Source organism: Seonamhaeicola marinus (genome assembly GCF_008085455.1).
The window spans coordinates 399,922-413,763 of sequence record NZ_VSDQ01000679.1; the positions used below are offsets into that span (position 1 = coordinate 399,922).

The window sequence follows — 13,842 nt, forward strand, 5'->3', positions numbered from 1 at the left end:
TTTATAACTATGGAAGACTTACTAATTTTTGGGCCAATTGATGATGAAAATGACAAGGATGATGAATATAGAGGATGGTTTAAAAAAACAAAGAATTTAGCGGCAGTTCCTTTAACAACAGTAGAAGATAATGTCAAGAAGTTTGCAGAAACAATTACTACCGTACTAAATAATTTGGAAGCTAAATCTGAGGCATTCACTTTGGAGGAAATTGAAATGAATGCTAGTTTTTCGGCAACAGGTTCCATTGTAATTATTGGAAATGGTGTTGAATTGAAAGGCGATGCCGGAATCAAATTTAAATTTAAAAGAAATAACCCCTAATATTTCTTACTATTAAGGGTTAAAGTAATCATTAATGAGTTGCTTTTTTTGCCACTTTTAATTGGGTTGAGTGTTTTTAGCTTTGGAGTAAATTATAGAGGAGAATGCTTTCTATGAAAAAAAGAAAGTATAATTTTCCAAACATTATTCCGCTTTAATTATTAGTTACAGATACCTAAGATTCATTACCTCTACAATTGTCACGTGTCCTAACCTCTTTTCTTATATAATTAAGGAACTGGTGACACAAGATGAGTCTATTGTAAATAAGTTCTACGTAGAATTGGTTTTATAATAGGGGGAGGTAAATGAAGTAATTGAAATAAGAAGCTTTAGATCAGGAATTCATTTTGGTAAAAACCCTATAATATTGACCTAATATAACCCGTTCGGTAGTCAACTCGTCAACTTTTTTGTTGAAAATTGAATAGTTCTCCAATATCAATTTTTAAGGCTTTAGAAATTTCATAAGAAGTACTGATTGAAGTATTTATAATACCTCTTTCAATTCTACTAATTTGAGAAATTTCTATTCCAATATCATTGGCCAATTCAGCCTGAGTAAACCCTTTAGATTTTCTAATCTTTTTAAGGTTTCTCCCAAATTCAAGTAAAAACTCAGAATTTTTTAAATACTCCACGCAATAAAATTCGTGCAGTATAATTATTATAAGGTAGGCAAATATGCCTATATTTGAAATTATTGAATTCAAACTAATAAAACATGAAAAATCTACTATTCGCTGTTCTAGTATTATTATCAATTACCGTTACTTCCCAATCGAAACAAGAAACCCAAGATTGGATTATATCTAAATTAACCCAATACGGCAATGTTGATTCAAATAGATATGAATTAAAGTTTGTAGAGAATAAAAAAGGTGAGGTGAGTTTTGTGATAGAGGACAGTTTTATGATTCCAAATATTACAAGAGTACCTATAAATGCAGTGATTAATATGCACATTTATTCAGGAAAAGAAGAAGTTGTTCTCGTTTTGGTTGGTAAAGAAAACTCAATTTCAAGAGTATTAATAAACAAAACAGGTTCTGAGGTTGGTATGCCTAAATATAGAGATGATACAGATATTTTTTTGCATAAAAACTTCGTAGGTGAAGATTTAACATACAGAATTAGAAAGGCTTTTAGACATCTCGTTAAACTATATGGTGGTAAAATGAAGGAAACTTTTTAAATCTAAATCATATTAATTTTTTAGAAATAATGAATTCATACAAGCTTATTACAAAATAATTCTGTTTTTAATCTTTCTAGTTGTAAGGTGTTTAATATTTGTTCCATTATGGGTACCCGTGCTTATTGTTTTGGCTATAATAGTTTGGGTTAGAAATTATGGTAAATGATAATTGTGAACAATCAAAAGAGCTTTTCATTCCAGAAAGGAGGAAGAAGGGCATTACTTTATGGTGGGTTACCATGAATGAAGCTATATAGTAACTCTCTCTCTTCCTTCTGGAATTAGTATCCAATTTTTGGTTACAATCTTCTTACCAAAAAAAAAATTTAATTTTTTCAGAAAGTTTTCTGTGCTCATGATTGATATATAATTTAAGCATCACCCCTCCCTTAATTTGAGATGGGGCAATACCCCCCCCCTTTGTTTAATTAAATAATATAATATCATGGTAACGATTAAAGATTTTAAAAAAAGAGAAACAAAATCAGGTGATGAGTTCTTTGTTTTGGTACTTCAAGGGTCTGTTGTACCTGTTAAAAGTAAAGAAACAAACCGTACTTATTTCACGACTAAGACTTGTACTGTTGCAAGCACCTTTGATGAAGAAACTTGTAAACAAATCATAGGACAATCCTTTCCAGGGGAAATTGTAAAGGTCAATACAGAACCATATGAATATACTCTTCCCGAATCAGGTGAAGTCATTAGATTAGAACATCGTTGGGAGTATCAAGATGAAACTTTACAAACAGCTACTGAAAACATTATTGAGGATGCGGAAGTGATGTAAATCACATAACTAGCAGTTATTAAAGAGCCTGTAGAGGCTCTTTTTTTATGGTTATATCCTTAACAATCTACCTGTTATACAAAAAATAAAAACATAATTATGGAATTAAAACAAGCCAAAAGAGAAAAGGTTAAACTTCGTATTGGTCTCAGTGGAGCGTCAGGCTCCGGGAAGACTTATTCTGCGATATTATTGGCATATGGAATAGCCAATGATTACTCTAAAATAGCAATAGTAGACACTGAAAATAATTCGGCAAGCTTATATTCACATTTGGGAAATTATAAAGCCTTAAATTTAGATGCACCATATACGCCTGAAAAATATATCAAAGCTATTGAGACTTGCGAAAAGGCAAATATGGAGGTAGTAATAATAGATTCAATTTCTCATGAGTGGATAGGTACTGGTGGATGTCTTGAGATACATCATAAACTTGGAGGAAGGTTTCAGGATTGGGCAAAAGTAACTCCAAGGCATCAGTCATTTATTGATAAAATTCTGCGATCTAATTGCCATATCATTACAACTGCAAGAAGGAAGGTTGGATATTCATTAAACACCATGCAGAATGGACGTGTAAAAGTTGTCAAACTTGGCACAAAAGAGATTACTCGAGAAGGTTTTGAATATGAGTTAACTGTAAATTTTCAACTTTTGGGTGAGAACCATTTATGTAAAGCTTCAAAAGATAGAACAGGACTATTTATGAACAAACCTGAATTCAAAATCAATGCTGCAATTGGTAAAAGACTTGTGAATTGGAGTAACAATGATAAAGGTCTTGAGCAAGCAAAAGAAGAGATTCAAGTCTGTGAAACTATTGAAGGATTAAAGCATATTTATGATAAGTATCCAAATTATCAAAATGATTTAAAGGCTGATGTTATAAATAGAAAAACTCTTATTGAAAGTGCAAAGCTCAAAATTGTACCAAGTTCAGAAATCGTTAACAATCAAAATTCAGAAAACAATGATATTCCAACAAGGGAATAGTAATATAATGCCAGAAGTGGAGAAGTTTATTTATTATTAGTGTTGAAATAACTTTTTTACTAGAGAGTTTAAGTGTATTTGAACATATACGATTGCATCCACTTTGGTTGAAAACAATCAACCTTTATTGGTATCTGAATTAAATATAATAGCTATAACATGTCCGAGTTAATAACTTGGACATTATTTTTTTAATATATGAAGAATGACAAGTATGCCGAATTATTCAAATATTGTTCACCTAAATCTATTTTTGTAGTAACATGGTATGGAAAACTAAAAATTCTTCATTGCCCTATTACAGTAATAGTTAAAGTAAAAGTTGGCAAGTTGTCAATTGGAGACTATGTCAAGGTAGATGAGATACTACTTTCCACTTCTGGAAAATCAGTATTCATGATTGAAAATCAAGCTTACCATTACCATTATTTTGACATTTTAACACATTTATAATAATCATGGCTATATCATAAAATCTATAGATTGGACTTTATGCTGTATTTTGTTTGAAATTTCTAAAAATAAAACAGAAATTACCATTCTTTTGAGACGGTTTAGTCCTTAAAGAAAACCACTGAAAAAGAATTGTTTTTATCAATAGACCAAATTTGTAAAGTAGACTAAAATGATTATTTCTATAAAAATTCCTTCCCTAACATTAGATATTCTAAAAGATGCAAATGCATACTATCAATTTAAACGTGGTTTTTTAATGGAAGACCATAGAGTTAAAAGAGGAGAAAAGCCTACTTTTTTGGACTTCAAAATTGAATATGAAAACCTAAAATATATTAGTTCAAAACCAGTACTAAACTCTATTAAGCTATATGGAGTTCCATCAAATGAAATGATATTTGAAACGAATATTGTGGTTCTTGAATTTGAAAAGGATTATTTATTGCCTGCACTTAAGAATTTGAAGCAACAGTATATTGGGAATATTGAATTAAGGAGGTTAAAGGAATTAAAGTATTCCAAGAATGATAAGGTTGGATATTATGAACAGGTGAAAGAAGAGTGCTTAGCTAGTTTTGATTCTATAAAAAAAGCCAAATATCTAGGTGCTAATGAAAGACAGCTGGCTATTGAGGGAATTCAAGATATACTAGACGTTCTTAATGAAAAAATAAACAACTTTAGTTCTATTGAATTTAAAAAAATACCTTTTACTTTATCTAGAGATGAAATGGCTGTTGTATTTGGCAGAATGCTATCTAATGGAATCATAACTGGACTAAACCCTCCTGAATTGGCTGAATTAATGAGCAAATATTTTCTTCATACAAAAAATCAAAAAGTAACAAGAAGTTTAAGAAATTTGATTAATAGGTATGCAAAAGTGGATAAAATATCAGAAACTAAAAAAGCAAAACTATCAATACGCTTTAATAAACTCTTTAATAATTGAATTGTTTAATTAGGTGCAACTTTCTGCACCTAATTTATTCTTTAAAAAAACTCAAAACCCAAACCTTTGTAATGTGAATGTGCATAATGTCAACGAACCACTGCATTGTGCTCATTAGTGGGTTTAGTTTAATTTTTTAAGAGTAATTAAAATGAATTTTTTTGAAATTGATAATAAGGGAAATGTAACAATATTGCATTATAAACTTATTGAGTTTTTAGCAAATAATGGTTTTGCTATTATGGGTTTTCCCGGAAAGGGAAAAATATTAGTTAAAGTAGAAAACAACATTATTCATGAGGTTGTTGAATCTGATATTGTAAAGTGCATTCAGGACTATTTGGTTAAATTAAAACTGAGCAATGTACTTGAAAAATTTACAAAAGGACTTAGTGGTTATGTTAACGGAAGAAAGTATGATTTGTTACCTGAATTAAATGGGTTTTCGGATAAAGACAGCAAGGGTCAAGGATATTTTTATTATCAAAATGTAGCTGTTAGAGTGTGTTCCAAAAAAATAGAAATAATACCTTATGGGCAACTACCACATAAAATTTGGAATGAAAGAATTGTTGATCGAAACTTTAAATATAACCTTAGTAAAAAGGGACAGTTTGAAGATTTTTGCTTTAAGTTGTCAAAATCGGATTTGAACAGATTTTTAGCTTTGAAATCAGCACTTGGTTATCTTCTTCATAGATATAATAACCCAAGCCTTTGTAAAGTAGTTATACTTGTAGATGAAAAAATTAGTTTTAGCGGACAGGCTAATGGGGGTACTGGAAAAAGTTTGATATCTAAGGCTTTATCATACATGCAAAATGTACTTTTTATAGAAGGTAAAAATTTAAAAACAGGCTCTTGGTTTAAAAATCAAAGAATTGAGATGACGACCGATTTAATAGCTTATGATGATGTAGGTAAGGATTTTTCTATTGAAACAATTTTTTCCGAGTTAACATCTGGAATTGTAGTAGAAAGGAAGAGAAAAGATGAGATACATATTAGCGCAAAGGATGCCCCAAAGTATTTGATTTCATCTAATTATATTGTTAAGGGACCTGGTGGGTCTTCAGATGAAAGAAGACGATATGAATTTGAGTTGTCCGATTATTTTGTGTTTAATTCACCTAAAAATGTTTACGGAAATTTACTGTTTGATGAATGGGATTCAACAGAGTGGGAGAGGTTCGATAATTTTATGCATCATTGTTTACAGACTTTTTTAACTCGGGGATTAATTGAGGCGCAACCAATTAACTTAAAACAACATAGACTTATTAATGCTACTTGTATTGAGTTTGAAGAATTTTCACAGAAGATATTCAAAGTAAATGAATGGATGGATAAGCGTAAGATATTAGGGCTTTTTATTGTAGAGTACCCTCATTTGAAAGACACGTCTTCACATTTGTTTACTAAATGGATTAAAGAATATAGTAGACAAAATAGTCTCAAGTATTCTGATAAATCATCAGGAGGCGTTTACTCTTTTATTTTAAAATCAGGAAAGGGGGGTTCGAAATGAAGAAGGACAATAACCAAAAAGCAGGTATAATATACACCGTGGAATGCAAGATTACCGGGCAGTATTATGTAGGAGCTACGACTGATTCATTACACCAGCGTAAATTAGACCATGAAGAAAGAGCAAATCGAGGAGAGACACACTTTTTCGCTCAGGCTATAGCTACTTATGGTTCAGATGCTTTCCATTGGAAGCAAGTTGATACAGCAGAAAGTTTAGATGAACTTGCCAGAAAGGAAGTAGAGTATATTGAAAAACTCAATGCCAATAATGGAGGGTTCAATGCTAATAAAGGAGGAGGAATTAAGAAAACTGTATTTCAGTATGATGCTAATACAGGTGCAATGATTAATCATTATAATAGTTTAAAGGAAGCCGCATTTGCTGTTGGAGCATCTAAAACTTCTATAAGTAATGCTTGTTTAGGGCAAACTAAAACCTGTAAAGGTTACTATTGGAGTTATGAATTACCAGAAAAATTTAATCCATTAAAGGATTTAAGGAAGAAAGTGGTTGAGCAATTTTCCCTTTCTGGAAATTTAATAACTGTTTATAAATCCGTAGCGGAAGCTAGTAGAGAAACAGGAATTTCAAAAACCTGCATAAGCCGAGTTTGTAGAAATGAACGAGAACATTCAGGTGGCTTTATATGGAGATATAAATAGTAAACTGATCAAAAAGAGGTTGTCTAAAAGGCCAAGGCAGCCTCTTTAGTAAGGAGTTAAAGAATTAAAGAATTCACTACAATCAAATATTTAAGCCTTTCAATTTTACTTTATATTTAATTCCAAATGAGTAGAACCCTGTGACCAAAAAAGTGCTTTACCTTACTTTTTTGTTTTCACCTAACTATTTAATCAATGATGTTATTTTAAAGAACGTATTTTCATTAAAGTAAAGGTAAAATTAATTTGCAGTTTCTGTTCTTGATTAATCAAAAAGTAGTCACTCCATATCAAAATATTAAGAAGGAGATACACACCTTTTTTCTAGTTTATTTAAAAATTTTTTGAAAATTCATCTAATTTAGAAATAACATTTTCTTCTAAACTTAGTTCAAGTCTTCTTTTATAAATTGATTCAATTAAAGATTTATATTTGGCTTGATAGTTTATTTCATTAATAAATTTTTCACAAATTGATTTATTGGTTGAATCACTAATTTTAGTGGAAAGTATTCGGTAAAAATTTGAATCTCCTCTACTGATTAAGAAACTATATATTTGATTTTGATAATTTATATTATTGTTAATCAATTTATCTACAAACCTTCTATCTACTCCTGTTTTATTAGTAAATATTGATTCTACATGTGGGTGGTAAGCTTGGACATTTTGAAAACATGTACTCAAAAAGTTCTCTACAGCTAATTTTAAATCAGGGCTTTTGATGTACTTTTTATTAGCCTTTAATTCTGATATTCCAACTCGGTGCATATCTATAGAAGTATTACATATTAAATCTATTACTTGGCTTGAATAATCTGTTGTAGAAACTTCTTCCTCGGTTAAATTTAGCGATGTAAATAAATCAAATGATTCCCTTTTCTCTTGTGCGTAATGTCTATTTCGAGTAGAACCTAATACTTTATTTCCTAGATTCAATTTATTCGGAATGTTGTCTTTGGCTTTTACAAGTATCTGCTTTAAGTGAGACATTAATTTATTACCATTTACTGGAACCCAGCTTTCTAATAATTGTTGCTTCTTGTTATCTGGAAAATACTCATAAAATTCATATGCAAATTTTGAATCACTTGAACTTTTTGAAAAAACTTCATTCAGAAAATTAGAATGGGTATTCATAAACTTTTTGACATCTGAAAAACTAGATAAGGCTTTTAATAAACCTTTTGCATCCTGATTACTTCTAATGTAATTTCTGGGGATGCTTACTATTTCATTTTCAATAGCGTTAGCAAACTTATTCTTTCCTTCATAAAACATGAAGAATCTTAACCAAGTGTCCGCATATTTATAACTATCCGCTTGAAATAAAGACTTCACTTCATTAAACAAATTAAGATAATTCGTGTGGTATTGATTCGGAATAGATACCTTCTCAATTACTCTCTTAAAAAAATCAAATACAATATTTATTTCTTGCTCTTTTTCTTCTGTTTTATTTTCTTTAACAATATCATTATTTAATAAATCCAAAGTATTAATTAAAAAGTCTAATGAGGAAATTAAGATAGTATTATTAATATATTTGCTTTCATGTTTATTTAAAAATCTAAATACAAGAAAGAAGTCTTCTAATTTGTCATTAGTATTTCTAAACTTAAACCTTTCTGATTGGATTTCTACAATTATTTTATATAGAAGCTCTTTTGAACTAAAAAGCGTTCTGCTCTTTTCGGTCTCACTTATTCTTTCAATAATATTAAAATCATTATAATACTTTGAAGCAATAACTCTTTTGACTCTATCGAATTCACCTTTTTCATAAAAATCAACATTTGATAAAAAATTATCTAATAGCCTGCTTCTTTGTTTTTCATCTAAATCAGCCATATTCTATTCTTTTTTATTATAACTTTCAGCAAAATCATCGCTTTGCTTTTTAACTATTAGCTTCTTTAATTTAGGCTTTTCTCGATTATTAGGCATTTTATCATATAATTCTTTTATCAAATTAATAGGATTAATAGTGCTTAAATGATTGTTATATACATTTAACTTATGATATATGGTTCTATATGTTTTACTTTCCAAAGTAATCTCCTTGAATTTAGTAAAAGTTAATAGTCCATCAATAAATTTCGCCAAGAGAACAGAATTATTTATGGTTAATAATTTCTCGTCTATAATTTGGCTAAATATTTTTAGTTTATTTTTAAGGTTTAAGTTGTCGATATAATTGAAATCATCTTCCAATGATTTATCTGTTGCATTTTCGTTTTTATAATTAACTACATCACTTATTCTGTCGGTTTCAATTAACTTGATTAATTTAACACTATTGTCTATCTTACTTTCGAACTTACTTCTTCGTAACTTAAAAAATAAATCCAATGATTCAATTTTAACATGCTCAGTTAATCTCAAAAAGTTCTGAAAATCAAAAATTCTATAATTTGAATCCCCTCCTTTGTCTTTAAGTATTCCAGGTAGCTCATTTAGGTCATAATTCAATGTTTCTTTATAAACATCCATTATTTCTGGAAACTTTTGAATTAATAGTAAAAACTTAGCTAGTTTAGCAATATCATTTTTTAATGAAAAGCCCTCAATAGGTCTTTCTTTTATTAATAAATAGTTGGATATAAGTATATTAATGAACTGAATTATTTGTCTTGGGTTTTTATCAAAAACTAATACTATTAGAGCAGATAACTCTTCATTATTGAAATCTTTAATTTTTGTTTCTTTTAATTTTTCCTTCGCTAATTCCTCTAATTCATTAGTGTAAAATTCAGGAATCCATAATATTGTATTAAAAAATTTTCTTAGATATTCTCCAGCATATTGATAATAATCATACCCATTAAATTCATCTGAATAATTCAAGGTTTTCTTTAAATGTCTCTTAATTGCAGATTCATCACAAGGAATTAGAAAAACAATGTTTTTATCTTTAATTAATCTATCTATTGGGTCGAGAAAGGTTTTAATAGTAGCCATTATTTGAACTGCTTTTTCACCACTCACTCGGTCTAGGTTATCAAAAACAAATACTACTTTCTTAATGTCGCTATTAAGCTTGTTTATAATTTCTTTAAACTTACTTTCAAACTCAGTAGGGTCTTCTATCTTTCCTTGATAATATTCTTCTTTTTCTCCTTTTATATTTTCAATTAATTTTTGGACAAACTTGAACAAGAAACTTATTGGGAAAAGTCCAAGAAAAACAGCAATGGAGTTAGGTATATCTGTTTTCTTGAAATCAATAACGCCAAATCCCAAATCAAAAATTAGCCATACAAAAAAGAACAGAGCCAAAAAAGATAGAGGTAATACAATAGAAGCTTTGATTATCTGCCAAATTGTTAGAGGAATTCTTCTGGTGCTTTTTTTCGATTTAGTTAACTCATCTAATATAGAATCTTCTCCCTTGTACTTATTTTTCCAAGCTTTGCTTTCCTTAAAAAAGTAATGAGTTTCACATAAAAATGTCCGTCTTAAAGCATCCCCTTCATGCTTCCATACATCAAACAATACAAGTGGAATAGAATCTTTTTCCAATTCATCCCTTAAGGTTAATGCAATTGTGCTTTTACCAGACCCCCAATCTCCATAAAGTCCAATCGTAAAAGATTCTGGACTTTTCTTTACTATTTTTTTTAATGTCCTAACTATTTCGTCATGCCCAAATTGTAATGGATTCTCATCATGTCCTGTTAGAGGGCTTTCTGATATGAATTGAAATTCTTGAAGATTTTCTTTTTTGTTTTTCAATTTTTATAAACACTTTTTAAATTTATCTTTTAACTCCATTTCAATCTACTAAACAGCCTATTTTGTAATGCAATGCTTAATAATATAACTAATACTAAAATTATTTCTTGGGAGAGCTGTAAATATACATCAATTTTGTAAGTAAAACGAAGGCATATCTTACATAATTTTATGGCATTGGATGACGTATAGCCGTCGCCTGATGAGGTGAATCTAAGATAATTATATTGTTTTTGGAGAGTAAGTAAAATTCCATCTTGGGTTCAAGATTATTGGAATTGTTTTTTAATGAATATCATAACATTAATACATAAAAAGGTTGTTTAAAAGTTGTAAAGTTTTCAAATCAAAGAATATTAGATGGTTAGCTTCCCTGGTTCGAGCCCAGGTGGGACCACCTTAGAAGCCTAAATTACAAATGTAGTTTGGGCTTTTTTTGTGTCTTACTCTTTGGTATGACTGCATTGTATGCATTGATTGCATTTTCAGTTTAAATGGCAAGTTACCAAGTTATTTGATAGAAAAAGGTTGCACATAAGGTTGCAATTGAAAATAAAAAGGTTGCAGTTTATTTTAATGGATTATAATGTCAACTTCCTCGCCATTTTCAGCTATATGAGTCTTAATTAATTTACCTTTTTCATCAAATTCCTGCATCTCTCCTTCAATTAAATCATTCACATAAAAAGCTTTGAATTTAATATTACCATTTTCAAAATACTCATAACCGTATCCCTCTCTTTTGCCATTTATAAAAGTAATGTCATGAGATAGGTTTCCGTTTTCATAATAAACTTTAATAGAGCCATCATAATGCTCGTTTACTTTTTTGAAAGATTGTTTTAATTGCCCATTTTTATGATAATTATAAATAGTTTGGGAATATTTAGATGTTGCAGTATCTAAGTTAGTAATTTGAATTCCTTTTAGAGTTTTATCATCAAAGTAAAACTTGCATGTGTCTTTTGGTATATCATTCCAATATTGGCATTCAGCTTGTAAGTTACCATTCTCATAAAACCTTGTTGATTTACCATGAGCAAGGTTATCTTTTAAAAAAAGGGTTTCCTGAAGCCCCCCATTTTGATGATAATGATAGGTTGTACCATTCTGTTTTCCCTTTATGTTGAAGGTCTTACTTTTTATGTTTCCATTTTCCCAATAGTCCTCTCTAACACCATGCAAAGTATCATCAATATATTCAACAATTTGTTTAATGGTTATACCATCTTCTCTGTAAAACATCCATTTCCCTTGCTGCATATTGTTTTCATATTGACCTTCAGATTTGAGTAAACCGTGGTTAGAGTGATAACTATAAAAGTAACCATCTTCATGCGTTGATTTTATGAGTGAGTCAAGTTCATAAATATTGATATGAGTTAACCTATTTGACAAATCATAACATTTAACTATTCTATTGGGAAAACTATCTATTACTTCAACTTCTGCATATTTATTTCCATTTGGGAAGAAGTATGTTGAGAAAGATTTTGGAAGCTGAATTTTTAAATCTGGATTTATTTTCAGCCATTCTCCTTCCTTTCCATTTTCTTGATAAAAAACATAGTTTTCATTCCTATATCTTTTGTTTGAGATATCGTCTTTACAAGAGAATAGTAAAACCGTAAGAAGTAAAAAGCAAATTGATTTCAAGAAATAGCTTTGGTTTAAATGTCTTACAAAGATAAATTAAAAAAAGTTCAAATGATAATTTGATCAAATACAGCTCTATACGAATTTTTCGCAAATCTTCGGCACATATTTTGTGGCTTATGACTTGAAAATTAAGCACTAACAAAACCTAATGCCTTATGAAGCTCAAGATTAGAATTTTCATTGTTTTCCTCTTTACTATCACCTTCAGCTATGCACAAAACGATTTAGAGTGTAAAACTAAACTATCCCTTTTTCATCAAGAAGTAAATGTGAAAAACTTTGACAAAGCTTACGATAACTGGAAATTTGTTAAAGATAGTTGTCCAGCATTAAGCATTGCAATATATGCAGATGGCGAAAAGATTTTGAGGCATAAAATCAAAACGTCTCAAGGCGGTGTGAAAAAAGAATATTTAAACGAATTGCTAGAGGTTTGGAAAAAAAGGGCTGTTTACTATCCTAATAAAACACCCAAGGGAGTTTACATTGCAAAGACGTATCAACTTAAGTATGATAATAAAAAGCTATTACAAAATTCTAATAGTGAGTTATATGAAGGTTTTGACATGGCTTTTCAAACAGATAAGAAGAATTTTACCCACCCAAAGAGTTTGTATACCTACTTTTCTTTGGTAGTCGATTTACAAGACGAAGGAAAAAAGACCTTAAAAGAAGTCTTTAATAAATATGATGATGTCAATGAGAAAATAGAAGAAGAGGTTGCCAATTATTCTACTAAACTTAATGAGTTAATCGCCAAAGTTGACGAAAACAAGGAGCTAACTAGAAACGAAAAATCTCGTAAAACCTCATATGAAAGCTACTTAAAAAACTATGATGTTATAAAGTCTAGCATTTCAAAAAAGCTAGATGATAGAGCCGATTGTGTAAATTTAATTCCGTTTTACACCAAAGACTTTGAAAACCATAAATCTGATGCCGTTTGGTTAAAAAGAGCCGTTAGTAAAATGCACCAGAAAGAGTGTTCTGAAGATCCGTTGTATGAAACTTTAGTAATAGCCTATGATGAGGTGGCGCCATCTGCAGACACTAAATTCTACATAGCTTATCTTTTAATGAAGAAAGGAAAAATAAATGAGGCAGAAAAGTACTTATCGGAAGCTTATGATTTAGAAACAGATGCCTTTAAGAAATCAAAATTAGCTTATAAAATTGGTCAAATTTTAAAAAAACGCAAAAGCTACTCTAAAGCAAGAGTTTATTTTAGGAGAGCACTAAAATTAAATCCTTCAAATGGAAAACCTCATTTGGCTATTGCAGATATGTATGCTAAAAGCGCCAATAATTGTGGTGATACTGAATTTAATAAAAGAGCTGTGTATTGGTTGGCAGCAAAGGAGGCTAAAAAAGCCTCTAGAGTAGATCCAACTCTAAGAAGAGATTCTGAAAAATTTGTTACCCGTTATGAGGCTTTAGCTCCAAGCAAGCAAATGGTTTTTATTTGTAGTTGTTCTGGGACTAAAATTGATTTTTCTTGTTGGATAGCGGATTCCATTATTGTACCAGCTATTTAAGATG

General features: G+C 29.8%; 13 protein-coding genes. 9 read left to right on the forward strand and 4 right to left on the reverse strand.

Features of this window, described 5'->3' with window-relative positions; translation table 11 throughout:
• The first annotated feature begins 9 nt into the window (after window positions 1–9).
• Window positions 10–324 (forward strand): Pepco domain-containing protein, encoded by a 315-nt coding sequence (locus FUA24_RS12925; protein ID WP_148542962.1) that lies wholly within the window; start codon window positions 10–12, stop codon window positions 322–324.
• Between the two features lie 404 nt (window positions 325–728).
• Here FUA24_RS12925 and FUA24_RS12930 read toward each other — a convergent pair whose 3' ends face one another.
• Window positions 729–965, reverse strand: a complete 237-nt coding sequence (locus FUA24_RS12930) for a helix-turn-helix domain-containing protein (protein ID WP_222861359.1) — start codon at window positions 963–965, stop codon at window positions 729–731.
• A gap of 83 nt (window positions 966–1,048) precedes the next feature.
• Here FUA24_RS12930 and FUA24_RS12935 point away from each other — a divergent pair, with 83 nt between their 5' ends.
• From FUA24_RS12935 to FUA24_RS12965, 7 genes are all read left to right on the forward strand, one after another.
• Window positions 1,049–1,519 carry a hypothetical protein gene (locus FUA24_RS12935; RefSeq protein WP_148542964.1) on the forward strand — a complete coding sequence of 157 codons (471 nt, stop codon included), beginning with the start codon at window positions 1,049–1,051 and terminating at the stop codon, window positions 1,517–1,519.
• 448 nt (window positions 1,520–1,967) lie between these two features.
• Window positions 1,968–2,312, forward strand: a complete 345-nt coding sequence (locus tag FUA24_RS12940) for a hypothetical protein (RefSeq protein ID WP_148542966.1) — start codon at window positions 1,968–1,970, stop codon at window positions 2,310–2,312.
• A 99-nt stretch (window positions 2,313–2,411) separates the two neighbouring features.
• A complete protein-coding gene (locus FUA24_RS12945; protein ID WP_148542968.1) occupies window positions 2,412–3,308 on the forward strand; it encodes an AAA family ATPase in 897 nt (298 codons plus the stop codon).
• A 198-nt stretch (window positions 3,309–3,506) separates the two neighbouring features.
• Window positions 3,507–3,761 carry a hypothetical protein gene (locus FUA24_RS12950; protein WP_148542970.1) on the forward strand — a complete coding sequence of 85 codons (255 nt, stop codon included), beginning with the start codon at window positions 3,507–3,509 and terminating at the stop codon, window positions 3,759–3,761.
• Window positions 3,762–3,933: 172 nt separating this feature from the next.
• Window positions 3,934–4,716, forward strand: a complete 783-nt coding sequence (locus tag FUA24_RS12955) for a hypothetical protein (protein ID WP_148542972.1) — start codon at window positions 3,934–3,936, stop codon at window positions 4,714–4,716.
• 151 nt (window positions 4,717–4,867) lie between these two features.
• Window positions 4,868–6,244 (forward strand): hypothetical protein, encoded by a 1,377-nt coding sequence (locus tag FUA24_RS12960; protein ID WP_148542974.1) that lies wholly within the window; start codon window positions 4,868–4,870, stop codon window positions 6,242–6,244.
• Entirely contained in the window at window positions 6,241–6,909 is a 669-nt protein-coding gene (locus tag FUA24_RS12965; protein ID WP_148542976.1) for an NUMOD1 domain-containing DNA-binding protein, read from the forward strand. The genes FUA24_RS12960 and FUA24_RS12965 overlap by 4 nt, the downstream gene beginning before the upstream one ends.
• 333 nt (window positions 6,910–7,242) lie before the next feature.
• On the opposite strand, the gene FUA24_RS12970 is transcribed toward FUA24_RS12965, so the two are convergent.
• The 3 genes from FUA24_RS12970 to FUA24_RS12980 all read right to left on the reverse strand — a co-directional run bounded on the left by FUA24_RS12970 (window position 7,243) and on the right by FUA24_RS12980 (window position 12,300).
• On the reverse strand, window positions 7,243–8,760 hold the full coding sequence (locus FUA24_RS12970) for a hypothetical protein (protein ID WP_148542977.1): 1,518 nt from the start codon (window positions 8,758–8,760) through the stop codon (window positions 7,243–7,245).
• Window positions 8,761–8,763: 3 nt separating this feature from the next.
• Window positions 8,764–10,644 (reverse strand): KAP family P-loop NTPase fold protein, encoded by a 1,881-nt coding sequence (locus FUA24_RS12975; protein ID WP_148542979.1) that lies wholly within the window; start codon window positions 10,642–10,644, stop codon window positions 8,764–8,766.
• 573 nt (window positions 10,645–11,217) lie between these two features.
• Window positions 11,218–12,300 (reverse strand): toxin-antitoxin system YwqK family antitoxin, encoded by a 1,083-nt coding sequence (locus tag FUA24_RS12980; RefSeq protein ID WP_148542981.1) that lies wholly within the window; start codon window positions 12,298–12,300, stop codon window positions 11,218–11,220.
• Between the two features lie 158 nt (window positions 12,301–12,458).
• On the opposite strand from FUA24_RS12980, the gene FUA24_RS12985 reads away from it, so the two are divergent.
• Entirely contained in the window at window positions 12,459–13,838 is a 1,380-nt protein-coding gene (locus tag FUA24_RS12985) for a tetratricopeptide repeat protein (RefSeq protein ID WP_148542983.1), read from the forward strand.
• Window positions 13,839–13,842 lie beyond the last annotated feature (4 nt).

Coding starts and splice junctions, on each gene's coding strand:
- FUA24_RS12950 (WP_148542970.1), top strand. CDS start 3,507: ATGAAGAATGACAAGTATGCCGAATTATTCAAATATTGTTCACCTAAA.
- FUA24_RS12970 (WP_148542977.1), bottom strand. CDS start 8,760: ATGGCTGATTTAGATGAAAAACAAAGAAGCAGGCTATTAGATAATTTT.
- FUA24_RS12945 (WP_148542968.1), top strand. CDS start 2,412: ATGGAATTAAAACAAGCCAAAAGAGAAAAGGTTAAACTTCGTATTGGT.
- FUA24_RS12985 (WP_148542983.1), top strand. CDS start 12,459: ATGAAGCTCAAGATTAGAATTTTCATTGTTTTCCTCTTTACTATCACC.
- FUA24_RS12925 (WP_148542962.1), top strand. CDS start 10: ATGGAAGACTTACTAATTTTTGGGCCAATTGATGATGAAAATGACAAG.
- FUA24_RS12940 (WP_148542966.1), top strand. CDS start 1,968: ATGGTAACGATTAAAGATTTTAAAAAAAGAGAAACAAAATCAGGTGAT.
- FUA24_RS12955 (WP_148542972.1), top strand. CDS start 3,934: ATGATTATTTCTATAAAAATTCCTTCCCTAACATTAGATATTCTAAAA.
- FUA24_RS12935 (WP_148542964.1), top strand. CDS start 1,049: ATGAAAAATCTACTATTCGCTGTTCTAGTATTATTATCAATTACCGTT.
- FUA24_RS12960 (WP_148542974.1), top strand. CDS start 4,868: ATGAATTTTTTTGAAATTGATAATAAGGGAAATGTAACAATATTGCAT.
- FUA24_RS12965 (WP_148542976.1), top strand. CDS start 6,241: ATGAAGAAGGACAATAACCAAAAAGCAGGTATAATATACACCGTGGAA.